Origin of the sequence: Halobacillus karajensis, assembly GCF_900108515.1 — a bacterium.
Lineage (GTDB): Bacteria > Bacillota > Bacilli > Bacillales > Halobacillaceae > Halobacillus > Halobacillus karajensis.
In genome coordinates this window covers 434,727-459,839 of the sequence record NZ_FNWW01000001.1, presented here as the reverse complement: position 1 = coordinate 459,839, position 25,113 = coordinate 434,727, and the positions used below count along the sequence as shown (strand labels likewise).

The following is a 25,113-nucleotide window of genomic DNA, read 5'->3' as shown; positions in this document are numbered from 1 at the left end:
CATACGAAAATCAGAGGAGGGAGTAGGACCGTTGAAGTGTCGTCTTAGCTGCTCCTGTGATTTATATTAAAAAGGAGTACGGTTATAAAATGATCATGAAAGTTTTACGTATGTTGATAAGTTTGTTTTTGCTAAGTTTAGTCATAGGTCAACTGCCTGTTATAAAGGTATCCGCGTCATCAATGGAAGGAATTCCTGCAAAGTATACCAGTGAAATCACGTATTTGGTTGGAAAATCCGTCGTAAAGGGTTATCCGGATGGTCACTTTCATGGGACAGATGAAGTAACAAGAGAGCAGGCAGCTACAATGGTTGGCCGTGCGCTCGGTCTAAATGGTCAAGTAAGAAAATCAGCGTTCCCTGATGTTAACGAACGTTCATATGCCTCTGGATATATTCAATCGGCTGTGGAAGCAGGGATCATCAAAGGGTATCCAGATGGTACATACAAACCGAAGTCTATGATGACACGTGGGGAAATGGCTTATCTTATTTCCCATGCTCTCGATCTGGAAGATACCAGTGATATTTCCTATAAAGATGTAAACCAAAAGAGTCCTGTGTATCAGTCTGTAAACCTACTGACTACAGCTGGTATTTCTGAAGGGACTCCCGGAGGATACTTCCTTCCTGGTAAGACCATTACCCGAACAGAGTTTTCCCTGTTCGTTGCCCGCGGGCTAAACTCGGCTTTTAAAGTTTCGCAGGAAGAAGACCTTGAGGTGCTCAGTAAAAAAGTGGTCGATGCGGACTTTTTGAATGTTCGTCAAGGACCTGGGACTCAGTACGAAACGGTAGGCAGGTTAATGACTGGTGAAACGGTGTCGGTTTATAAGAAAGAGGGAGACTGGAGATTTATCCATTCGGGGAATCTTAAAGGGTATGTTCACTCTTACTATTTACTAGATAAGCCCCAAGGAAATTGGACGATAGCTCTGGATCCGGGGCATGGGGGAAGGGACCCTGGGGCAAGTGCGAACGGTTTAGTAGAAAAAGAACTCGTCCTGGATGTGAGTTTGAAAGCCAGCGAATATATGGAAAATACGGGGGTAGATGTCGTGATGACACGCCAGACAGACTGGTATCCATCTTTGGATGGACGTGTAGCCCTGGCCACAAAGAATGATGCCGATGCCTTTGTCAGTATTCATGCAAACGCATTTGCAAGTAGTGCGACAGGGGTGGAGACCTTCTATTATGCAGCGGGGTTATCAAATCGTGAGTATGCAAGTGTCAAACTGGCAACTTTCATTAATAATCGCCTCTATAAAGAGATGGATATGAGTAACAGAGGGGTGAAGAATGTAGGATATCGAGTCGTTAAGCACAATCCTCTCCCAGCTGTCCTCACAGAAATTGGCTTTTTAACAAATGAAACGGACGCTTCTAAATTAAAAACCGATCATTATAGAGAAGCGGCTGCAAGAGCCATTGCTATGGGGGTTGTTGACTATTATAATTGGAAAGAATAAGGTAATAGAAGCGGACGTTTTGTTCGCTTCTATTTTTTTTATCATCAAGGAGGGGAATTATGAAACAGGCAATCAAAACGCTTACTTTAGGGGTAACCGCTTTTTTAATAATCGCGGCAGGTGGTGTATCGGCAGAGGAGAAAGAGGACTTAACAAGGGTGATCATCGGTTTTGATGAATCTATGAATCACGAAATCTTAGAATCTGTTGACATTCACTATACATATGATGAAATCCCAGCCGTATCAGCCTCTATTAGTAAAGAGGAAGAAAAATGGTTAAAAGCCATCCCCGGAATTGAGTGGGTGGAAGATGACCAAAAAATCAAAACAAGTGCCCAGAAAGAAACATGGGGATATGAATCGACAAAGACTCCCCAATCCAGAGAATGGGGCTTGCGTGGTGATGGTGTGAAAATCGCTATCATTGATACGGGGATTGATCCTGATCACCCTGACTTGGACATTACAAAAGGCGTCAGTGTTTTAGATGAAACCGAAAGCTGGAGCGATGATAATGGTCATGGCACGCACGTGGCAGGCGTCATCGCTGCAGAAGATAATGATATTGGAGTAGTGGGAGTAGCCCCAGATGCAGACATCTATGCGGTCAAAGCTTTAAATAAAGAAGGAGATGGCTGGGAAAGTGAAATCATTGCAGGGATCGAGTGGGCCATCAAAGAAAAGGTAGACATCATTAATTTAAGCTTGACCTCCTGTCAGCCTTCCACAGGTATGAAAAACACATTAAAAGAGGCGGAAGAGGCAGGGATCTCTGTTGTTGCAGCATCAGGAAATGGAGTGCTTTGCAGTGGAGAGTACTTAAATGATGTCATGTATCCGGCACGTTATGAAAGTGTCATCAGTGTAGGCGCCGTAGACGAGAAGAATACAAGAGCGTTATTCTCCTATGGTGGGAAGTCCCTGGATTTTGTCGCACCAGGCACAAACATATACAGCACCTATATTACGACGGAGAATGATCCGGATGGATATAGAAGTATGAATGGAACCTCGATGGCAGCCCCTTATGTGAGCGGGGTGCTCGCATTGACGATGGAAGCCTATCCGAATACAAGCAAGGACAAATGGCACGAGCTTCTTGAACAACACACCGTTGATTTAGGAGAAGAAGGAAAAGACTATGATTATGGACATGGATTAGTACAGTCATTGTCCAAACCTTTTGCCGATATCACGAAGAAAAACTGGTATTATCCTTATATTCAACAACTATATAAGGATGAAATTGTGAAAGGAACCAAAGATGGAACGTTTGCTCCACTTGGGGAAATCACACGTGAAGAAGTTGTAACGATGATCGGGAGAAGTTTGGGTCTTGACGGAACGAAAAGAGAAACATCATTCCCTGATGTTCCTGCTTCCTCCTTTGGCTCAGGCTACATTGCCTCAGCAGTAGAAGAGGGGTGGATCAAAGGCCTTCCTGATGGGACGTTTGCACCGAAACAGAAAATTACGAGGGCAGAGGTCGCTGTCATGATTCATCGTGTATTTGATCTCCCTTCAGAAAAACAGGTCTCATTCCCGGATGTATCGGAAGATTGCTATTGTTATGACGCTGTCATGGCGGTAGGGAATGCTGGGGTGGTTACTGGATTCCCAGATGGAACGTTTGGTCCCGAGAAGAATATTACACGTTCAGAGCTTGCCGCTGTGCTTGCTCGTTCCATGTAAGCAAAACAGGCGGTCGGAAAAAGTCCCGACCGCCTGTTTTAGGCTCTTTTGGCTCGGGGATGAATACGTGCACACTGCCACGGATACCGAAATGCGTTCATTAGCCATTCCCCTCTATCCCTTTTAAAAAGCCACCTTCCTTAAAAAGTACTGGCTTCATCCTAAGGTTCTATAGGTTTTCCAAATTCATAAATAGCTCCATCACTTGCCGGGTCATTATACATCAAGATTACCAGGTCAAAGTCGTGATTTTCGATGTAATCGATCAAGGCCCGATCTTTATTGTACCGTGGGTCATAATAAGTCGTTTCATAGAACTGCTCCGCTAGAAGAAAAGATAAAGCGTTCGCGTATGAATCTTTAATGACAAGGGCTTTCTCTCCTTGACCTTTGAGGGCTGGATTCGTGATCTTCAACTCCCTGAGATCTTTGGTATAAAGGGTGCTGTAATAAACTCTTTTCTCGTTAGTATGAAAAGCTCTCCCAAACACGGATTCATAATCTACCACTTTTCCATTAGCTTCTACCACAAAGTCTTCATAAGAATGGTTAGTCGGAAAGTAGGCACATTTCTTCTCTTTTGTCTCTACCGATAAGTAAAGCTGACGATTGTAGCTTCCGACGAAATCTTTCCCCGGAAGACATTGTTTTTGAAAGTGATCCTTATTCAACCTGTCCGGTTGAAGAGTAAAGGAATCCCTTTCCGAATCCAGCCACTCACTGATCCATGTATAGCCATGAAAAGCCCCCTGGGCGTTCCAGTGGTGATCCGTTTTGTAGAATAGTTCCTTCATCTCCTTATGAGTAAAAGTCTCGTTGAATAGGTCTACCATATCGAGCTTTGGGATGTTCTTATTCAAAGAAGTTAGGAAGTGATGGCGTACCCGGTCATAAGAGCCCCGTTCTATATAGTCGGGGAGCAGGAACTGCATATTGCTGACTTTATGCGGGGTATTTATATAATACAATTCGATCCCTTTCTCTTTTAAAGTATGATGGAGACTGGTGACTTTTTCTGCTCCATCGGTCAAGGCATCAGCGGGAAAGGAATGATCTGGTTCTTTCGTTATCCAATTCTCTTCGGATACATAATACCCTAGCAGAAATGTTTTTCCTAAGGCTTCCTGAGTATTCAGGTAAGCTTTCAACCATGTATCCCTTAGAGGGAATTGGTCTGTAAAAAAAGATTCAAAATCCTCCATGAACCCTCCATTCACAAATTTGCCCTTTTCTAGAGAGGGAGGAGGAGCAAGCGAGCGATTTTCGATATAGGACGTTTCCTTTGCCGGAGTAACTCCTGCGAAAATCCCTATTCCGATAATGAAACCAATGAAAGAAATAGAAATGAATAGATTGGTCAATTTCTTCATCCATACCTTCCCCTTCTAAAATCTGAAATAAATAAATGGATTATAGGTTGAGTTCACAAGCTGGATCATTACACCGACCATTAACAGCATATAAAAGACTGTCGAAATAATAGGCGTAAGGACTTTCGTTGGCTTCCACTGAAAAACAGCCGTAAGTTTTCCTTTCATATAAGGCCAAACGGGCAGGCTGAAGGCGATTCCGAAAAGGAAGAGATACCAATAATCATTCATATAAAGATAACTTTCACTGTCTACCAGCGTTTTCACTCCGATGCCGAACATCCGCTGTATGTAGGAAAGAGAGTAAGAAAAGTCATCCGCTCGGAAGAAAACCCAGCCAATCATGACTATCCATAATAAGTAGAGGTGTTGCACAGGCTTCCATAGGCGAGTCAATACTCGAGCCATACCAAGACGTTCCAATGTAATTAAGACACCATAATAAAACCCCCAGGCCATAAACGTCCAGCTGGATCCATGCCAAAAACCTGTAATTGTCCATACGATTAATAGATTTCGAATCGTTTTAAACCATCCTCCGCGGTTTCCCCCTAAAGGAATATAGACATAATCTCTGAACCAGGATCCTAAGGAAATGTGCCAGCGTTTCCAGAATTCTGAAACACTCGTAGAAATATAGGGATAACGGAAGTTTTCAAGGAAATCAAAGCCGAACATCTTCCCAAGCCCAATAGCCATATCGCTGTACCCGGAAAAGTCAAAATAGATTTGTAATGTATAAGCAGCAATCCCTACCCACGCTGTAGCGAGACTCATCTCATCCACTGAACTGTTAAATACAGCATCAGCGACTTCTCCGAGTCCATTCGCAAGGAGAACTTTCTTAGCAAGCCCTGTAATAAACCGTCTCACTCCATCAGAAAACTTCTCAAGCGTAACGTGACGTCTTTTCAGCTGTTCGTTAATCGAATGGTAGCGGACAATCGGGCCGGCCACTAATTGAGGAAAGAACGAAATATAAAGGGCTAATGCTATAAGGTTCCTCTGTGGTTCCACTTCTTTTCTATATACATCAATCACATAACTCATCGCTTGAAACGTAAAGAAGGAAATACCAATCGGTAACGGCAGCTCCAGTAACTCCAAAGATGTGCCAAAAAAACGGTTCACATTGGTAATGAAGAAATCCGCATATTTGAAAAACCCAAGTATAAAAACATTTCCGACGATCGCAAGGATCAGATATCCACGTTTTTTTGAAGGATCTTTGCCAATCAAACGGCCTAAGAAGTAATTCATTTGGATGGAAAACAACATCAGGAAAATATAGATCGGTTCGCCCCAGGCATAAAAAAACAAACTAGCGATCAGTAGAATGATATTCTTGAAAAATTTTGGTGCTAGAAAGTAAGAAATTAAGACAATCGGTAAGAAACAAAAAAGAAAGACTAAATGACTAAATACCATGGTGGACCACCTTTTAATTACGATAGGAACATATCAATGCCATTCTATATTTTATCACTTTTTGTAGATGTTTGAAGGAATGATTGATTTAACAATTCTATAACAGGACCACAGACCGGTGCTTTAATACCCCCTTATAAAGTCGGTGAATTCAGAACTATTATAAATGATTTTTTAAAAAATAATAGTAATTTTCTTATGAAAACACTAAAAATTTCACTTGTATGACCGATATAAGGGAATGGAGAGGGTTATGGAGGGAAAATATTCAGGTTTTTTCAAAAAAATACAATCTTTCTGTTGAAATAAAAATCAAATCTTGTATGATTAATGAGTAAGCAAATTTACCCATTACAAGAATTTGAAACTATTTTTGTAATTAAATAGACTCATAGGCCACCTTGGATTTATACATATTGGAGGTAATGGGTTAAATGTCTTGAGTAAATCTGCTGATTGGAAACCCTTGATTCAGAGGATTGCCGATCGGTTGAAAAATATCTTTCTAGGAGGATCATCATTATGTCTTACCAACCGAAGTCTAACCGTAAATTTTTTGCAACTGCACTGACAACTGCTGTTGTAGCATCCGCAGTAGCACCAGTGGCTGTATCTGCCGACCATGTTTTCAGTGATGTGGAGGATGGCCAATATTATTCAGAAGCGGTTCAACACCTGGCAGACCAGGGAATCCTGCAAGGGCCTGGAGATGGCACATTTAACCCAAATGGCGTTATTGATCGTGCTTCTGCCGCTGAAGTACTTATGAAAGCTAAAGACCTTACGCCTGGTGGAACAGAGGATTTCTCTGATGTAGAGGAAACGGACTGGTTCTATAACGCGATCCGTGCTACATCACCAGTCATTTTCGAAGGGGACGAAAATGGAGATTTCAATCCAGCCGACCGTCTTACTCGTGAACAAGCAGCAGCGATCATTGTCCGCGCTTACCAACTAGCTGGTGAAAGCAATCACGATTTCCCGGACGTTGAAGAAGGCAGCTGGGCAGAAGAAGCGATTGCAATCGCTGCAGAGAATGGAATCATTGAAGGTAACGAAAACGGCGAATTCATGCCTAAGGATGATGTCACTCGCAAAGACTTCGCCGTTATGGTTTACCGTGCCATGCAAGGAGAGGATTCTGAAGGTTCCGATATCACTGTAGACAGTACAACGGTTGTTGACGCTACTACTCTTGAAGTTACTTTAAGCAATGGAGACACCGTTACGGTTGAGCTGGAAGAAGCTCTTGTGAACGGTGAAAACGAAGTGACTTTCGAAGTTGAAGGGGAGGAGTATACCGTAACTGTAGATTACGACGCTGTCACCCCTGCTGTGGAAGCTGCTGAAGAAGCCATTGCAGAGCTTCCTGAAGAGGTAACGCTTGAAGATGCGGAAGCTGTTGAAGAAGCGCGTGTTCTTGTGGATGCGGCTTTGGAACTTGACGAAGATGCTGAAATCGCGGGTCTTGATACTCTAGTAACGGCTGAAGAAACAATCGCTCAGCTTGAAGCAGAGGCTGCTGCCGTAGCAGAAGCCACGGAAGCTGTAGAAGCAGCAGAAGATTCTCTATTGCAAGAGGATGTTCAAGCAGCTCAAAAGCTTGTGAATGAGCTGAAGGAATCTGATGATAAAGTTCTATTAAACGCTCGTCTAGTAAATGTTCAAGAGCAATTAGACAGCATTGTTGATACTGTGAATGCGGCAGAAGGTGAGCTGGAAACATTCCGTGCCCTAGATGTGAAACCTTTCGAAAATGTAAAGGAGGATTACATTAATGCTTATGTTACAGCCATTGAGGAAGCAACAACGGGTGAAGAAGGGAAAGACTTCGAAACAGTAACTGAGATTCAAGGTTTGATTGATCAAGTAAACGAAGCTCAGCTTGCCGCTGAATTGCAAAATGACCTTGAAGCAGCAGAGGCTGCTGTGGCATCCGTTGAATCTGTAGAAGCAGATGTAGAGACGGAAGGTTTTACAGATCATTTTGATGCAGAGGAATTCACGCAAAAAGTGGAAGCTGCACAAGAGGCTATCCATCAGCTTCCAGAAGATTATAAAGAAAACAAAGACGCTGATAAGACAGTAGCAGAGTCTCTTCAAGAGCGCCTTGACAGTTCTGTAGAAGTAGTAGAAAACTACGTCCATGTAGTTAATCCTATCCTAACGGCAAACACACAAGTGAAGCTTTATAACCTTTTAGCTGCAGATTTTGAAAATGTAAAGGAAGATAACATTTCAGATTATAAGGATGCGCTTATTGGTTCAGTAACCGTAGAAGATGTTCAATATGCGGTGGACTTTGTTAATGCTGAGAATGCGATCCAGGCATTCTCTGTGAAGGCAGAAACTACACAAGAGGACATAGACGCCTTAGAAGCACTTGTGCCACTGACAGGTGAAGAAGATGAAGAGGGCAATCCAACGGCAACAGATGAAGAACAAAACCTTCTTCATCTAGTGAATGGTCTTCAAACAGAGTTTGATAACCTTAAAGAGGCTACAGAAGAGCTTGCTGAAGCTGTAACAGCAGCTGAAGCAGCACAGGAAGCGTACTTGACTGCTGGCGGATCAGAAGATGATGATCTATATAAAGCTGTAGAAGAAGCGTTGACAGCTGCAGATGAAGTGGACGTTGATAGCACAGGTGCACTTGTTGCAGCCACTGATTCTCTAGTTGAAGCTACAAATGCGCTTGAAGCTTCTACAAAAGCTAAGGAAGACTTGGCTGCAGCCGTAACAGAAGCAGAAGCAGCACAAGAAGCATACGTGGCTGCTGGTGGTGAAGAAGAAGATGCCCTTTATGTGGCCGTAACAGAAGCGCTTGATGCGGATACTCCAGTAAAAGCAGATATCGAAACAGCTGCAAAAGAACTTAAAGATGCAACAGCTGAACTTGTTCTAGTTAACGATGTAAATGATGCGGAAACAGCAGAAGAACTTGAAACGGCTCTAGTAAACTTGGAAAATGGTACGTATAACAACCTTTCAAGTGTCCAGCGTCTAGAAGTAGCCGAATGGTTCTTGGCTACAGTAGCCGATCAGGATCCAGCGTTTGAGGAGAGCGAAGTCATTTCCGTAGAACTTGATGCAGAAATCACAGATTATCAAGAGAAGATTGCGAAAGTAAATGCTGCGGCTTCTATTACAGAGATGGATCAAGCACTTGAAGCACTTGAAATGGAAGAGTATGAAGCACTTTCTGCTGCTGAGCAACTTGCAGTAGCTGAAAATGTTTTGAACGATAAGCCAGAAGATGAATATACTTCTATCGCTTCTATCGTTGCAAACTTCTAATCTACATGTATATGAGAAGCCGGCCTTCTGGCTGGCTTCTTTCTTACATCATAGAGGAGCGGATCACGATGAATGTCAGGACAGCTGAGATGGCCACCAAAGTTTCGGGCCCTGCACAACCCATAGATTTATCATTAACCAACATTAAATTCACAGCCACCCCCTATATCCACCCTCAACAAGTAAAGGAATCCGTGAATAATCAATACAAGACTCTACGAAACAAGGAGGTTCTCTCAAAAGAGGAAGTGGAAGAATTTCAGCGTCTTATTGAATTTTTAAGCATTGAATCAGGTGAATATGAAGAAGGGCTTTTTAAATGGCGAAAGGTAAAGAGTCGCTACAGGAAACAACAAATTCCCAAACAACCTGAAAAGCAGATAGAGAATCTGGAAGACTACCTTATAGATAAGGAAATAGCCGAATTTAATAATATAGGCGCACTAGGGAGAAAATGGGTGGTCAACCGATTGAACGAAGAGAAAATTTATAAAACTCCTGACCATGAAATAGAGACGGAATTGCAGCACCACATCCAGGTATTAAAGGAACACCTTTCGCTTTTAATTCAACAGCAAACAAAAGAGGGCTGGGTGAATCAGCTTTCCGAATTAGGGATCACTTTCAAAAGTGATGGTATAGCAGCAAGAGTAGCTGAACGTTTTCTTGAGGAAAATCAAACGAATTGGATCACACTTTCTCAGTTGAAAAATTGGATTGACAAAATAATCGCTGATATTAAAGAAAAAGGGATAGTAGACAGTACTTTTGAAGGAGAGACATTTGAACAGTTTTATAAGCAGGGATGAGTAAAGAAGGCACATGAGAAAAGCCTTCTTTTTTTGTTTTATTGAAGATAATCAATGGAAGAAAAGGCCTCTATAACAATAGTTTACGAGAGAAGAAAACGCTCTTTGATTAGACCGATTGTAAAATTGTAAAAGCTCTATGAAATCAGAAAAATAGATAGGAATTCTATGAAAATTCTTGTAATATAAGACATGTAGTTACATAGTCTGTGAGCGGTATGGGGGGTATTGGTTAGTTTAGGCTCTCTTTCGTAGAAATTCATGTCAACTTTCTATTTTATTCAGGGAGGAATCATTACTATGAAGAACTTGAAAAAACATAAGGGGAAAATATCCCTAACGGCAGCGGGGGCAGCTATGCTGGCAGCTTCCCTGACACCTGCGGCCACTGTGTCGGCAGATCATACTTTCCCGGATATACCGGAAGACCATATGTATCATGAAACCATTCATGATTTATACGAGGCGGGGGTTGTAAACGGTTACGACGATGGCACCTTTAGTCCAGCGGATCCTGTAACAAGGGCTCAGGCAGCGAAAATGATGGCAAAGATACTTGATTTGGACACTGCTCCCTCCGGTTCTTATTTTTCTGACGTACCTGAAGAAGCATGGTATGCAGGATCTGTCTATGCCTTGCATGAGGCTGGATATATTGATGGTGTAGGGAATGGGAAATTCGCCCCGGATAAAGAAATCACTCGTGCTGAGTTTGCCGAATTGATTGTTGATGCTTATGAGATAGAGAGAAAAGAAGTGGACCACCCGTTTGAAGATGTGGAAGAAGGTTCTTGGTATGAATCTGCGGTGGAAACATTGTATGGGCATGGTTTGATTTCTGGACTTTCAGAAACGGAGTTCGGCTCCAAGCATAAAATCAAACGTGGAGATTTTGCCTGGTTGTTGGCAACGACGGATTATAAGTTTGGAAACAAGCTGCCTAAACCGGACGAAGACCACTTTGAACTTTCTCTGATGCACACGAATGACACACATGGTCATTTAGATGACATTGCCCGTAGAGTGACGGCGGTGGAAGAAGTGAGAGAGGAGAATCCGGAAGCGTTATTGCTTGATGCCGGGGATGTATTCTCAGGAACTCTATATTTCAATGAATTTAAAGGACAGGCAGATCTCGAATTCATGAATAGGATGGAATATGACTTGATGACCTTCGGAAACCACGAATTTGACCTTGGCTCCAGCCCGGAAGGTCACAAGGCTTTAGCTGATTTTGTCAACCATGCGGAATTCCCGTTTGTCAGTTCCAATGTGGACTTCAGCCAAGATGAAAACATGGCTGGCCTGTATAAAAAGTATGTAAGTAAACTGCCATCAGACGGTATGGCCTACAACAGCATCATTAAGAAAGTGGATGGAGAAGAAGTCGGCTTCTTTGGTTTGACGACAGAAGAAACGGCGGATATTTCCAGCCCTGAAGATATAACGTTTGAAAATTATATTGAAACAGCAGAGGACCGCGTAGCGGCGCTTGAAGAACTGGGGGTAGACAAAATTGTCGCCCTTACTCACATCGGTTATGACGATAACCCTGCCTATGATAATGACCAGATGCTTGCTGAAGTGGATGGCATTGATATTATTGTAGGCGGACATAGTCATACCGCACTGGATGAACCTGTGGAAATTACAACAGATGAAAACGGTGACCCTAAAGATCCAACCATCGTAGTCCAAGCGGATCAATATGGAAATTACTTAGGCACCCTGGATGTTGAATTTGATGAGGATGGCGTTGTAGTTGGGTATGCGGGAGAATTAATTGATGTCTCTGAAAAAGAAGAAGACCCAGAAACAGCTGAAATCCTGGAAGGTTACGCCAAGCAAGTAGAGGAAGTGAGAGAAGAAGAAAGTGGTGGAGTGGCCGCCGAAGCTTTCCCTAACCCACGGGGTTCGGAGGAAGACCCGTCAAGTGTAAGAAACAGTGAAACAGCTCTTGGGAATTTGATTACAGATGGAATGCTGGCGAAAGCTCAAGAATTCAACAGCGAAACGGTAGCTGCTTTCCAAAACGCTGGGGGTATTCGGACATCGATTGATGAAGGACCCATTACCATTGGAGAAATCCTTCAGGTTATGCCTTTCGGTAATACGTTAGCCACGATCGAATTGTCTGGCGCTGAAGTAAAACAGGCCCTTGAGCATAGCGTAAGTAATGCTCCCGATGAAAGTGGAGGCTTCTTGCAAGTGGCTGGTCTGAATTATACGTATGACAGCTCAGAAGCTGTAGGAGAGCGTGTTAAGGGTGTCACCATCCAACAAGACGGTGAATGGGTGACGTTAGCGGAAGATGAGACTTACACCATTGCTACGAATGCCTTTACGGCTAAAGGTGGAGACGGGTATGAGGTCTTTGCTCAGGCGTATGAGGAGGGTAGAGTCACAGATCTTGGACTTTCCGATTGGGAGGTTTTCCGTGATTACGTAGCGGAAAAAGGAACAGTTGAACCTGTAATCGAAGATCGAATTCAAGATGTAGCAGGTGAATAAGTAACAGGAAAAGGCGCACCTCCTTTGTGGAGAGGGGCGCCTTTTGCTTGGTGTCGTTGTTTTTCATTGTAATCGATATTCTTCGTCAATCGAACGAGTCATAAATACAGCAAATTGGTCACGGGAGACAGTAGTCTTCGGTGCGAATGTTTCCGGTGTCGCATATCCATTTGTAATTCCAGCATGGTACAAACGATTGACATGATCGGTGTACCAGGTATTGCTTGGGACATCAGTGAAAGGTGTAGGTTTGTTGGCAGCCGGAAAGTCATACAGACGCTGCAGGACAACAGCCATTTCAGCTCTAGTCATCGTTGCATCCGGGCGGAATTCATGATCTCCTGTCCCTTTAAATAATCCTTCATCGACAGCGGCGGCAATTTCCTCATAATATTTATAATCCTTGGAGATATCCGTGAAACCTGGATCCGGGCGGTCTCCAATCTCGGTATGATTGGCTCTTGTAATTAAAAGTACCGCCTGCCAGCGTGTCAAAGGATCGCCAACACCGAATGTACCACCTGGAATTCCATTAATGATTTTGCGGTCATACAAGTAGTCAATTTCTTCACTGGCGTAATAATCATCAGAAAAATCACTAAAGGAGAAAGTCAGGTACATGGAGGTGATAAATCCTGTTTTTCCATCTTCTGTGCGTACAGGGTACCACACAAAGTGGTTGGCTTTATCTTTTGCCTTTTCATAAACAAAGGGCCCTGTAACTTCTACTTTTTCCCCTTTTTTCATCTTCGTGAGTAGCTCACTGTTTGTAGTGGGTGATTTCCGAAGGCGTGTGTCTGTTGTGACTTCGGCTTGGTACCCTTTTTCTAATAGGTGTCTGGTCTTAGTTAAAGGGGCATCGACCGTGTATTTCATCTTATTAAAAGTAATATTTGCACTGCTGTCACGATCATAATCAAAATGATCTCTCTCGAATGGAAGAGGAACAAGGTCCAGATCATTAAGCTGGCTTATTTTATGAAACACGCGCTCCTGATAGGCCTCATCGTTTTCTTCCCCATCACGGGTGACTGGACTGTTCACCGGTTTAATGCCGTTGTAGGCCATGACCGCGAAGTACCAATGTTCGATAATATCACGCTCTTCACCATTAATTGTTGGTAAGTCGTTACGGGAGAACATGTCGTCAAGGACTTGAACACCTGCTTCTATGTTGTAGGGAAGGTCATATTTTAACCGTTTTTCATCTAACAAAGGTTTGTTGGTTATTTGCATAAGACCAATCCCACCGTCTGGAGAGATAACCGGTTCTCCGTCCTCATCAAAGTGTTTCCAGCCGCCATTTTCTTCTTCAGCCACAGCTTTTACGATTTCGGGCGGGATGTCATATTTTAGTGCCGTTTCAGTAAGAAGACAATTGATAGTCTGATAGTCTGGGTTGTCTTCGGGTAAGTTATTGAGATTGCATTTTTCAGAGACTGTACTCTCGGCATGTGCCTGAATGCCTGTGAACGCCAGGGCACTGAAAACTGCAATCAAATATAAGAATATCTTTTTCATATGTAATTTTTCCCCCTTATAAATAATCATTCAATACTCATAGAATACCATAATATGGATAATAGCTGAACGAAATACTAGAATACTAGCGAATATTTGGAAGGTAAGTATAATAATAGATATGAATCACTCCAAAAGCCGCAGCCTTTCATTAAAAAAGGCCGCGGCTTTTTCTGATCTTCGAGGTGTTCTAATTCCGTGCCTTAAACCATCCTTGAATGCTCAAGGTGCACGGAGCTTCTATTTATTTTACCGGGTAAGCTTTCCATTTGGATAAATCAATTTCTGTTTTAGCCAGTGTATCCGCAGGGAATACGAAAGCCCAAGGTTTACTTGTATGGGCCTTGACTAATAGGGAATTCAGTTGGAACCCGCCTTCAGCGATGACTTCTTCCGTTGCATCTTCTACTCTGAGGGGAAGGTTTCTCAGGGTCAAATCCTTGTTACTTCCATTTCGGATAAGAAGATTCACATGTAAGTCTCCTTGATCTGATTGACTCGCATATAAACTGAAGAAATTAACTTCGCCGTTTTTCGGAGGGGATAATGGGCTGACTAGTTTTTTTAATTTCGTGAAGTCTTCTATGGTGAGCGCCTCTTTCCAACGTTCATCCAGATCCAATGTATGCTCCGTCGTCTGTTTTAACTCCAGCGCCAAACGCCATCCATGGACAGGGAGATTTCCGGCATCATGGAAGACACTGGAGGGGGGAAACAAAAAGGTCCATGGACGGCTGGCCCCTCCTGGAATCGTCCCCACCTTTGTTAAGTCGAAAGTTTTCCGGGCTATAGTCTCTCCTTGTTTGTCCAAAATCAAGATAGAGGCCGTCTTCATCTTGATGCCTTTTCTTAAAGAATTTCTTACAAAAGCATCTACGATGAGGCCGCCGTCCTTTTCTTTCACTTCCACTCCGTAAACACTTACTTGATTGGGACGGAGCGGAGGGAGTTCCTGGTTTAAAAATCGATAGACGTACACTTCTTCCTCAGGAAGGTGCCAATCCGGATGGATGGAAAGGTCTGTGTAAATTTCCGTATCTTCCTCTGACAAATGTCTGTCACCTGCGAACCCCTCAGCATTTACACCGCTCGCATCGAAACCTTGCTCTTGTGGAGACTCTTTCTTTTTTTTGAAGTTAAACATCCTCTTTCCCTCCCTTGTTCTCCCCTTTTTTGGCTGGTCTGCACAAGGCGGCCATTAAAATCACAAACTCTCTCTTGATTTGATAAAAGTGGTGGTCGAAAATATCCAGTCCATCTTTTTGATAGAGTCGAATAGGATCTTCCTGTTGATATTGGCGAATACCGATTCCTTCTTTAAGGCGGTTCATCATTTCAAGATGGCGGATCCATAATTGATCCAGTTTCATGACGGCTCCTTGCTTCCAACTGCTTTCGATGGCGGGAGTAACTGCTTCCTCTAATTGAAGGAGGTAAGCGTCTAGAGTAGGGCGAACCGTTTGTTTTACATCGTCCGTCGTCTCATATGAATATTCTGAAAGAGTCATTTTTTTCATGAGAGGAATCCCTCTCTGGAGTTCAGCTTCCAGGTGCTCCAATGGCCAGTTTTCAGGAACGATGGTCTCTGGACAATGGCGATCGACTTCATAGGTGACAAAATCATTGACCATTGGGGAAAGGAGAGAGAGAACCTTTGGTTCTTGTAGCACCTTATCGCGAAGTTCATAAATGACTTTTCTTTGGTCATTGATCACGTCATCCAATTTTAATGTTAATTCTCTTATATTGTAATGGCTGCCTTCACTGATTTTTTGCACGGTATCTATAAATTTATGAATGTCTTTGTTAAGTACCTGGCCATATTCTCCTGTTTTGATGGATTTTAATTTACGGTCTCGTTCCACCTGAGCAAATCGCTCAATCATATCATCTTCTAATGAGATGATAAACTGCGAAGAGCCTGGATCTCCTTGTCTTCCGGATCTTCCTTTTAATTGATGATCAATTCTTCTTGATTCATGACGTTCTGTTCCTATGACATGCAGTCCTCCAAGGTCAGCTGCTTTTTCACCGAGTTTAATGTCTGTTCCGCGTCCCGCCATGTTTGTAGCAATCGTGATGTTCCCTTTTTGTCCAGCTAGTGAAATAAGCTGTACTTCCTGTTCCATACTTTTGGCATTCAATAATTCATAAGAAAATCCGGCCCTGTCTAAGTATTCGGCGACCTGATCCGATTGAAGAATGGATGATGTTCCGATCAGAATCGGCTGACCGGTTTGATGCACGTTTTCTACTTCCCGGACGAGCTCTTCGTATTTCTGTTCCTTTGTCACAAATACTTTATCTGGCCGATCGTCACGCAAAACCGGTTTATTTGTCGGGATTTCAACGACGTCCATGCCATAAACCGTTTGAAATTCCTTTTCTTCTGTTTTCGCCGTCCCAGTCATCCCGGACAAGGTCGGGTACATTCGGAAATAGTTTTGTACGGTAAGGGAAGCTTGGGGTTTGTTTTCCTCGCTGATTGCTAATCCTTCTTTTGCCTCCAGCGCCTGGTGGAGACCGTCCGACATGGTCCGCCCTTGCATCAAACGTCCTGTAAACAGATCGACAAGCTTCAGCTCATTGTCCTCGACGATATAATCGACGTCTCTTTCAAACATGGCCCGTGCCCGAATGGCCTGAATCATATAGTGATACAACGTTTGATGTTCGATGTCGAATAAGTTATCAATGGCAAAGGCGCGCTCAATTTTTGTCATGCCGTTTTCGGTTAAAGTCACGCTTTTCGTTTCGACGTCATATTCGTAATCGTGGTCTTTTTTGAAGGAACGAGCAAGTTTTGCACCGACTTTATGGAGGTTGGCACTGGATTTCATTTTACCGGCAATTATTAAAGGTGTTTTCGCTTCATCCACGAGGACACTGTCAATCTCATCCACGATCGCAAAATGATAGGGACGCTGGACCTTTTGATTTAGGTCTTTGACCATATGATCCCTTAAAAAATCAAAGCCGAATTCTGTTCCGATTCCATAGGTGATGTCCGCCTTGTAGGCGGCTCTTTTTTCTGTTTGAGAGATCTGCGGGACATTTAGTCCGACGGATAAACCAAGAAATTCATGGAGTGGTCCCATGGTCTCATAATCACGTCTGGCTAAATACTCGTTGACTGTAATGACATGAACCCCTTTGCCTTCTAAAGCCTTAAGGTAACTCGGGAGCGTGGCGACCAAGGTTTTTCCTTCTCCTGTAGCCATTTCTGAAATGTTCCCATCGGTCAGTACAAGCCCACCGACTAACTGGACATCAAAATGACGCATGCCAAGGACTCGGCTGGCCGCTTCTCTCACGACCGCAAAAGCTTCTTCTCGTATATCATAAATCGTTGATCCATTATGTAATTGCTTTTGAAATTGCGTTGTTTTCGCTTTAAGTTGATCATCTGTGAGGATTTTCATTTGATTTTCTAAGTCATTAATCACACGGACAGATGGCTCATATTTTTCCCATTGGTGTTCCTTTTTCAGGGGTAAAATCTTTTTCATAGATTCAATCATCTATATAGACGCTCCTTGAAATCATAGTCATTTCTTCATATTTTATCATGTTCTGAGACTTTTTTTCTACAAATCCCTCTATCAAACTATTTTTTATGACGAAATAATCAGTCGATTCGATTGATTTGTTTGAATAATTTGAATATAATTGAAGATGTAAAATAATAGAAAGGGGAGGGGTCTTTCGTTAGTCAGAACAAATGATAGAGGGGGAAATTCTTTGAAACTGAAAAAAAGTTTAATTTTAATGTTTATTTTCCTTCTGGCTTTTTCTAATTCTGTGTTTGCAGCCACTGGTGTCCCTAATAAAAACTTAGAGGAAGCATCAAAATCTGCAGAAAAAACGACAGAAAGAGTTTTTAAAGCTGAAGGGGAAGACAAAGACAAATCGTATGATGCAAATGAAGAAGTGCGGATTATTGTTGAATTGGAAGATGAACCAACGATTTACTCTGCCCAAAGTTTAGGAAAGAGTTACAGCGAACTATCTGATTCGAATAAACAGAAACTTCGCAAAACTGCTTTGGATGCGCAGGACCAGGTGAAATCATCCATTCAAAGTCAATCGATTCCGATGGATTATAAAGAAAGCTTCACCACCGTCGTCAATGGATTTAGCGGAACCGTTCCTTATAAATCTGTCGCAGTGATTGAAGACTTACCGAATGTCGGTAACGTACATATCACAAACGAATACAAGCGTCCGACAGAGCAGCCCGAAATGCTTTACAGTAAAGAGCTCGTGAAAGCTCAGCAAACATGGCAGGAATATGGATACAAAGGTGAGGGAATGACCGTTGGGGTCATCGATACAGGTATCGATCCTGATCATAAAGACATGATTCTAAGTGATGAAACAGAACCTGAAATCAGCCAAGATGATGTAGATGCATTGACATCATCTGGAGAGCTGGACGGGAAGTACTTTACGGAAAAAGTCCCGTATGGTTATAACTATGCCGATGGAAATGAGCAAGTCCTGGATCTCGGACCTGATGCGAGTATGCACGGCATGCACGTTTCCGGTACCGTTGGTGCAAATGGGGATGAAGAGAATGGAGGAATAAAAGGGGTGGCTCCGGAAGCTCAAATCCTTGGTTTGAAAGTATTCGGAAATGACCCTGAAATGCCTTCTACTTATGGAGATATTTATGTTAAAGCTATTGATGATGCCATCCTTTTAGGGGCCGATGTCATTAATATGAGTCTGGGTTCTACAGCGAGTTTCGTAAATGAAGAGGATCCGGAACAGAAAGCGATCGCACGAGCGGTTGATAATGGTGTCATGATGGCCATCTCGGCAGGTAACTCTGCTAAATTCGGGGAAGGATTTGGGAATCCGTTAGCTTCCAATCCGGATATTGGACTTGTCGGCGCCCCTGGTCTTTCTACAGATTCCCTTCAGGTGGCTTCATTTGAAAATGAATACTTAATGCTGGATGGTTTTACTACGCGAGTGAATGGAGAAGAAGGTGATCCAGTACCCTTCTTATCTGCGAGCAGTGTAGATCCTGAATCTCTGGAAGACGGGTACCATGAAGTGGTCTATGCAGGCCTGGGAAGAACACCTGGGGATTCTGATGCGAACCCAGAGGCTAACGATTTTGAAGGTATTGATGTAAAAGATAAAATCGTGTTGATTCAACGTGGAGAATCCACCTTCGTCAGTAAGACATTGAATGCTCAGGAACACGGAGCGAAAGGTGTCATCATCTTCAACAATGTCGGTGGTTATATCAGCATGGCTTCAAGCGGGGAAATCAATATCCCTCAATTGTCTATTCTGAAAGAACTCGGGGAAAACATGAGAGACGAACTAGAGGCAGGAAATACCGTGGAAATCTCTTTTGAGGGAGAAGAAGTGAAATCTATCAACCCTGAATTCGGGAACTTGTCTTCCTTTACGTCCTGGGGTGTGACACCTAACCTTGATTTCAAACCTGAGATCACGGCACCTGGTGGAAATATTCTTTCTACTCTTCAAGAAGATGAATATGGTTTGATGAGTGGGACATCCATGGCGGCTCCGCACGTAGCCGGCGGTTCGGCTCTTGTGATGCAGCGTATAGAAGAAGACTTTGATGTTGAGGGTCAAGATCGTGTTGAACTAGCTAAAAACATTTTGATGAACACATCTGAGCCTCAGATCGATACAGGCTTATACAATGATCATTACCAATCTGGTTTAGGGTTCTCTCCACGGCGCCAGGGGGCAGGGCTGATGGATCTTCATGCAGCCATGCAGACGCCTGTGATCGCAACAGAGAAAGAATCCGGACTTGGTAAAGTAGCCTTGAAAGAAATAGATAATGAAAAAGAAACGTTCACACTTACGGTAGAAAACTTCAGTGATGAGAATACGGTCTATAACGTATCTGGGACGGTTCAAACGGATCTTGTAGCCGATGGCGAAAACCTTGTCGAAACACAAGGAATTTATAAAGAGGGCACCATTAGCGAAGAAGAACCTTATGCCGGCGAATTTCCGATCGAGATAACGTCGTCCAATGGAAGCGAAGTCGATGGGGAGTATCAAGTGCTGGTTCCAGCGGAATCTTCTGTGGATATTGAAGTCACCGTTGATCTTTCAGAAGGAATTGATTGGTTCTATAACGTTCCTTTGGAAGAAATCTTTGAAAATGGGTACTTTGTAGAAGGGTTTATTACCCTTGAGGATCCAAATGATGTGAATCCAGTACTGAACGTTCCTTATGTTGGCTTCAACGGCGAATGGGATCAGGCTCCAATCATCGATGATACGATCTATGATGGGGAGGAGGGAGAATCCTTCTATGGTCAAACAGGTTTGTTAACCCCGCTTGGTGCGGAACTTCACTATTTAGGTGTTGATCCACTACTAGGTGAAGAAGAGGCACTCGCTGGTTCTAAGCGGAATATCGGCTTCTCTCCAGATGGAGATCAAATGGCTGATACAGTGATGCCGATTCTATCATTCTTAAGAAATGCGAAAGAAGTAGAATTCAATATCCTGAATGAGGATAAGGAAAAGCTACGTACTCTGCGTTCACAGGATGAAGTTAGAAAACACTACTATGATGGAGGATCAGGTCCATCTTATACCATTTATGACAAAGCAGCCTGGGATGGTAAAGTCAAAGGTGAAGTGGTAGAAGATGGCTTGTACTACTATGAAGTGAAGTCTGTGGTTGATTATCCGGATGCGGAATGGCAGTCCAAGCTGATTCCTGTTCGTGTTGATACACAAACACCATCTTTGGATGTGACCTATGATAAAGAAACCAATGAAGTGACTTGGGAAGCGGATGACCAAGGATCTGGTCTTTCCCATTTTGATGTCCTTGTGAATGGCAAGAGTGTGTTGGAACAGCCTTTGGCTGCTGCGGCAAACTCCTACGAACTGGAAACAGATGAAGTGGAAAGTGTAAGAGTTGTTGCTCACGACTATGCAGGGAACACGACAACAGACAGTGCCCTTGAGGGAGAGGACGGAACAATCCCATACGTGACAGCCTTAACTCCTGAAGCGCTGGAATACTATACCGATCGAGCTGTTCAAGTCGTCGGTTATGTACAGGATGATTCGGAAGTTGAGAGTCTTGCCATTAATGGCGAAGAAGTGAAGTTGACTTGGGATTCTGAAAACAAACGTTACAACTTCAACACAACGATCAACTTCAAGTCTGATGGTATGAAAGAACTGGAGTTTGTAGCTGTTGATGACAGCGGAAACGACATTTCGTTCACTCGTCGTTTCTTATTAGACACGACAAGTCCAGAAGTCACTGTTGATGGGCCGCATATGTCGAGTGAAGATGAAGTAGATGTAGCCGTCAACATGAAAGATAATGATGACTCCTTACGTCTTTATGTGGATGGAAGTGAAGTCTTTGCTCAAGAATCCAAATCTCCTTATAATATGGAAGCGATTGAGAAGGATTATACCCATACCGTCCAATTAGAACAAGGGAAGAACAGCTTCAAACTGGAAGTCGAAGATGGTGCCGGTCTTGTGACTTCCAAGCAGATCACCATTTATCAAAGTGATGAAGAACCCAAAGACTTTACGGACGTCGGCGATAGTTATTGGGCTAAAGAAGCGATCCAGAAATTGAATGTAGCGGGTGTCATCAATGGATACCCGAACGGCGACTTTGGGATTGATGATCCAATCACTCGTCGCCAAGCGGCTCAAATGATTGTACGTGCCTTCGATCTTGATACTTCTCAAGTGGAAGATCCGGGTCTTGCCGATGTACAGTCAGGAGACCGTGCCTATGAAGAAATTGCAGCCATTGCCAACGCTGGAATCATGGTTGGTTCAGATAAAGGTGAATTCATGCCTGATAAGACACTCACCCGTGCAGAAATGGCTAAGATCGTTGTCGAAGCGTATGAGTTGGAAGGAAGTACATCTAAGAAATTCAAAGACGTACCCCTTACTAATTGGGCAGCTCCGTACATCAACACACTTTACGCGAATGAAATTACCACAGGTTACACAGATGGAACGTTCCAACCGAATAATGAAACGAGACGTTCAGAGTTTGCTATGTTCTTAGCAAGAGCTGAAGATGATCGTTTTAAAAAGTAATCGAAACCCAAAAGCTAGAAGAGGCATTCCTCTTCTAGCTTTTTTATGTCTGAATAGATAAGATTCTTACGGTTGGGGGCTTTTTGATAGGCATTTAAGGTTTCCTCAAGCTTTGCACATTGGCGATGGTGGTCTGAAGTTATCCTTCCGTTCCTGGCTGGACTCCCCATCGATAAAAGGAGGCAGGGAATAGCTTCTCTCTTTACTCAATCTTTCAAAAAGATTACGAAATGAGTCGATTTATCCCCTTTTTTAGCACATAAAAGATAGTATAATAGATATGTATATACATAGTTCGAAGATTAAAAGGAGGAAGAATGTCAAACATGTCAAAAAAGTGGATATATGGTGGTTTTGGATTTTTGATATTTTTAGTGGCTGTTTTTATTCCACAAGGGAAGGCATCGGCTTTTCATGATGTCCCGGAGAAATATGAAACCGAAATCCACTATTTAATTGATCGGGGAATTATTAAAGGGTACCCGAACGGGAATTTCGGTCCAAATGACCCTGTTACCCGAGAGCAGGCCGCGACTATGGTAGGGAGAGCGCTTGGGCTGGATGGCCGTCAACGCGATACCGTTTTTCCTGAAGTAGATGCCAGCTCTTATGCATCGGGATACATACAATCGGCTTATGAAGAAGGAATTATCACAGGCTTTACAGACGGTACCTATCGACCAAAGAAAGCGATGACGAGAGGGGGAATGGCGTACCTTATTTCAAAAGCCTTTTCCCTTGAAGAGCAAAGCTCTGTTTGGTATTCAGATGTAAGCCGTTCAGGCTCTCAATATGAAGCGATTAACAAAATCACAACGGCAGGGATTGCCAATGGATATAGTGACGGTACGTTCCGTCCAACACAATCCATTACCCGAACGGAATTTTCTTTACTGCTGGCTCGTGGGATGAATGATTCTTTTAAAGTGTCACAGGAAGAAGGTGTCATTGAGGAGAGAGTCACGACTGATGTACTGAATGTCCGTTCTGGCCCAAGCACTTCTTATACACGGATTGGGCAACTTGCCAAAGGAGCCGTGCTCCAAGTCCATGAGGTACAAGGCGACTGGTTGAAAATGACGGCAGGAAGTCTCAAAGGTTATGTACATAAAGATTATACAGTCCGCAAGACTTCCGGATCACGTGTGATCGCGATTGATCCCGGCCATGGTGGAAAAGACGGCGGCGCAGAGTTCAATGGTTTAGTAGAAAAAGAAATTAACTTGAATGTATCCAAACGTTTACGTGACTATTTAGAGAACAGTGGAGTAGAAGTCATTATGACACGAACGGATGATACCTTCATTCCACTCGATGATCGTAACAGTTATGCTGTAAGCCAAGGCGCGGATACGTTCGTAAGTATTCATGCGAATGCGTTCAGTGACCCGAGTGCCAATGGAACTGAAACCTATTATTCTTCTCAAAGCTTGAGAGTAACGGATAGTAAGCAATTGGCGACCTTCATTCAGAAGCGTTTAGTAGAAGCTCTGGGTACGTCAGACCGCGGAGTGAAAGATGTACCTTACCGTGTCATTAAAGAGACTACGATACCTTCGACCCTTGTTGAATTAGGGTTTATGACAAATGATTCAGATGCCTCTAAGCTTGGCTCCAGCTACTGGAGGGACAAAGCTGCTAAAGGGATCTCTCAAGGTATCCTTGATTATTATGAATGGAAAGGCAAATAAACTAAAAGGGAAAGCAGCGCTATGAGCGAGGCTTTCCCTTTTTTCTTTATCAATTATTGAGCATGAGAAACATCGCTCGTAATTTCATAGATTGACACGCAGACGTTTAATCTAATAAGAAAAGGATAAAAAAGAGGGGGGATCTTTTGAAGATCCTCCCTCTTTCTGTTTATTTAATGGCACGATATAAGAATACAGTGAATTCACTTCTGGATGCATCGTTTGTTGGTCTGAACGTATTATCTGTATACCCCGTAGTGATAGAGGAAGCAGCCATACTTTGAATTTCTTCGTAAGCCCAGTAGTTACTGTCCACATCTTTGAAATCAGATGTTGAACCACTCAAGTTAAATGTCTTGTGGAAGATCGCCGCGATTTCTTCACGTGTGATGTCGGCATCTGGATCAAAGGTTCCGTTTTCATAACCTGTGATATAGCCTTTCTCAGCCATGGCGTTGATGTAACCGGACGCCCAGTGAGAAGAAGATACATCAGAGAATTGTTGATTGTTGGATGGGCTGATGCCAAGAGCGACAGCCATCATTTTTGCGACAGATCCACGTGTAATGTCATCTTTCGGCATGAATGAACCATTGTATCCTTCGATAATTCCTTTGTCACTCATGTATTCGATTTGATCGGCGGCCCAGTAATTAACCGCCACATCATCGTAGTCATCCAGTGTTTCCGGCTTTTGTTCGGCCGATTCGACTGGTTCGTCTTTAATCACACGTTTAGCACCAGCATAGTTACGGTCCCAGTAACCAGTCAGAGATGCAACTTCGATATCATCGGTGGAATTTTCTGCAGAAATCATTTTGTTATTTCCTATGTAAATCCCAACGTGCCAGATCGGACTGCCGAAAAAGACCAAGTCCCCTGGTTTCAAATCTGAACGTTTAACATATTCGCCTTGTGTATATTGATCACGGGAAGTTCTTTTCAAGCTAATCCCCGCTTTGCCATAAACATAGGATGTGTAACCAGAGCAGTCAAAACCGCTTGGTGATGATCCTCCATAGACATAAGGTGAATCAGAATACTGATAGGCGATATCTACTACTTGGTCCCGAACACTTTGTCCTGCAAAAGCATTAGGTGTAAATAGTAGAAAGACCGTGGCAAAAGCGACCATTGACGTCAAGAATTTTCTCATTCTAGTAATACTCCCCTTGTGTGATATCTCATTTGTAATCCTTTACAAGCGTAACACACCAATTTTCGCC

General features: G+C 43.1%; 13 protein-coding genes. 7 read left to right on the top strand and 6 right to left on the bottom strand.

Translation table 11 applies throughout. The annotated features are described in order from the left end of the window. Positions 1 to 89 precede the first annotated feature (89 nt). Positions 90 to 1,472: an N-acetylmuramoyl-L-alanine amidase gene (locus tag BLW54_RS02120; protein ID WP_083391459.1), complete on the top strand. Its 1,383-nt coding sequence runs from the start codon at positions 90 to 92 to the stop codon at positions 1,470 to 1,472. A 59-nt stretch (positions 1,473 to 1,531) separates the two neighbouring features. After that, entirely contained in the window at positions 1,532 to 3,166 is a 1,635-nt protein-coding gene (locus BLW54_RS02115; RefSeq protein WP_035506522.1) for a S8 family peptidase, read from the top strand. Positions 3,167 to 3,327: 161 nt separating this feature from the next. Here the strand turns inward: BLW54_RS02115 and BLW54_RS02110 are convergent, their stop codons facing one another. Beyond that, entirely contained in the window at positions 3,328 to 4,536 is a 1,209-nt protein-coding gene (locus BLW54_RS02110; RefSeq protein WP_074733140.1) for a DHHW family protein, read from the bottom strand. A gap of 15 nt (positions 4,537 to 4,551) precedes the next feature. Next, entirely contained in the window at positions 4,552 to 5,964 is a 1,413-nt protein-coding gene (locus tag BLW54_RS02105; RefSeq protein WP_074733139.1) for an MBOAT family O-acyltransferase, read from the bottom strand. A gap of 522 nt (positions 5,965 to 6,486) precedes the next feature. Here BLW54_RS02105 and BLW54_RS02100 point away from each other — a divergent pair. The 3 genes from BLW54_RS02100 (at position 6,487) to BLW54_RS02090 (ending at position 12,581) form a co-directional block, all read left to right on the top strand. Beyond that, the gene (locus BLW54_RS02100) at positions 6,487 to 9,261 is read left to right on the top strand and encodes an S-layer homology domain-containing protein (RefSeq protein WP_074733138.1); all 2,775 of its coding nucleotides are present in this window, start codon (positions 6,487 to 6,489) and stop codon (positions 9,259 to 9,261) included. A 68-nt stretch (positions 9,262 to 9,329) separates the two neighbouring features. Next, entirely contained in the window at positions 9,330 to 10,070 is a 741-nt protein-coding gene (locus tag BLW54_RS02095) for a hypothetical protein (RefSeq protein WP_074733137.1), read from the top strand. Positions 10,071 to 10,370: 300 nt separating this feature from the next. Continuing rightward, complete coding sequence (locus BLW54_RS02090) at positions 10,371 to 12,581, top strand: 5'-nucleotidase C-terminal domain-containing protein (RefSeq protein WP_074733136.1); 2,211 nt, start codon at positions 10,371 to 10,373, stop codon at positions 12,579 to 12,581. A 63-nt stretch (positions 12,582 to 12,644) separates the two neighbouring features. Here BLW54_RS02090 and BLW54_RS02085 read toward each other — a convergent pair whose 3' ends face one another. From BLW54_RS02085 to secA2, 3 genes are all read right to left on the bottom strand, one after another. Further along, positions 12,645 to 14,102 carry an S-layer homology domain-containing protein gene (locus BLW54_RS02085; RefSeq protein ID WP_074733135.1) on the bottom strand — a complete coding sequence of 486 codons (1,458 nt, stop codon included), beginning with the start codon at positions 14,100 to 14,102 and terminating at the stop codon, positions 12,645 to 12,647. 244 nt (positions 14,103 to 14,346) lie between these two features. Then, complete coding sequence (locus BLW54_RS02080) at positions 14,347 to 15,246, bottom strand: accessory Sec system S-layer assembly protein (RefSeq protein WP_074733134.1); 900 nt, start codon at positions 15,244 to 15,246, stop codon at positions 14,347 to 14,349. Next, positions 15,239 to 17,623, bottom strand: coding sequence for an accessory Sec system translocase SecA2 (secA2, locus tag BLW54_RS02075; protein WP_074733133.1), 2,385 nt, complete (start codon positions 17,621 to 17,623; stop codon positions 15,239 to 15,241). Before secA2 ends, BLW54_RS02080 begins: the two co-directional genes overlap by 8 nt. Positions 17,624 to 17,843: 220 nt before the next feature. Here secA2 and BLW54_RS02070 point away from each other — a divergent pair, with 220 nt between their 5' ends. Both BLW54_RS02070 and BLW54_RS02065 read left to right on the top strand, forming a co-directional pair. Further along, positions 17,844 to 22,196: a S8 family serine peptidase gene (locus BLW54_RS02070; RefSeq protein ID WP_074733132.1), complete on the top strand. Its 4,353-nt coding sequence runs from the start codon at positions 17,844 to 17,846 to the stop codon at positions 22,194 to 22,196. A 326-nt stretch (positions 22,197 to 22,522) separates the two neighbouring features. Further along, a complete protein-coding gene (locus BLW54_RS02065) occupies positions 22,523 to 23,887 on the top strand; it encodes an N-acetylmuramoyl-L-alanine amidase (RefSeq protein WP_074733367.1) in 1,365 nt (454 codons plus the stop codon). A gap of 169 nt (positions 23,888 to 24,056) precedes the next feature. Here the strand turns inward: BLW54_RS02065 and BLW54_RS02060 are convergent, their stop codons facing one another. After that, positions 24,057 to 25,043, bottom strand: coding sequence for a C40 family peptidase (locus tag BLW54_RS02060; protein ID WP_074733131.1), 987 nt, complete (start codon positions 25,041 to 25,043; stop codon positions 24,057 to 24,059). Between the last annotated feature and the right edge of the window lie 70 nt (positions 25,044 to 25,113).

Coding starts and splice junctions, on each gene's coding strand:
- BLW54_RS02095 (WP_074733137.1), top strand. CDS start 9,330: ATGAATGTCAGGACAGCTGAGATGGCCACCAAAGTTTCGGGCCCTGCA.
- BLW54_RS02115 (WP_035506522.1), top strand. CDS start 1,532: ATGAAACAGGCAATCAAAACGCTTACTTTAGGGGTAACCGCTTTTTTA.
- BLW54_RS02085 (WP_074733135.1), bottom strand. CDS start 14,102: ATGAAAAAGATATTCTTATATTTGATTGCAGTTTTCAGTGCCCTGGCG.
- BLW54_RS02110 (WP_074733140.1), bottom strand. CDS start 4,536: ATGAAGAAATTGACCAATCTATTCATTTCTATTTCTTTCATTGGTTTC.
- BLW54_RS02060 (WP_074733131.1), bottom strand. CDS start 25,043: ATGAGAAAATTCTTGACGTCAATGGTCGCTTTTGCCACGGTCTTTCTA.
- BLW54_RS02105 (WP_074733139.1), bottom strand. CDS start 5,964: ATGGTATTTAGTCATTTAGTCTTTCTTTTTTGTTTCTTACCGATTGTC.
- BLW54_RS02100 (WP_074733138.1), top strand. CDS start 6,487: ATGTCTTACCAACCGAAGTCTAACCGTAAATTTTTTGCAACTGCACTG.
- BLW54_RS02065 (WP_074733367.1), top strand. CDS start 22,523: ATGTCAAAAAAGTGGATATATGGTGGTTTTGGATTTTTGATATTTTTA.
- BLW54_RS02090 (WP_074733136.1), top strand. CDS start 10,371: ATGAAGAACTTGAAAAAACATAAGGGGAAAATATCCCTAACGGCAGCG.
- BLW54_RS02080 (WP_074733134.1), bottom strand. CDS start 15,246: ATGTTTAACTTCAAAAAAAAGAAAGAGTCTCCACAAGAGCAAGGTTTC.
- BLW54_RS02120 (WP_083391459.1), top strand. CDS start 90: ATGATCATGAAAGTTTTACGTATGTTGATAAGTTTGTTTTTGCTAAGT.
- secA2 (WP_074733133.1), bottom strand. CDS start 17,623: ATGATTGAATCTATGAAAAAGATTTTACCCCTGAAAAAGGAACACCAA.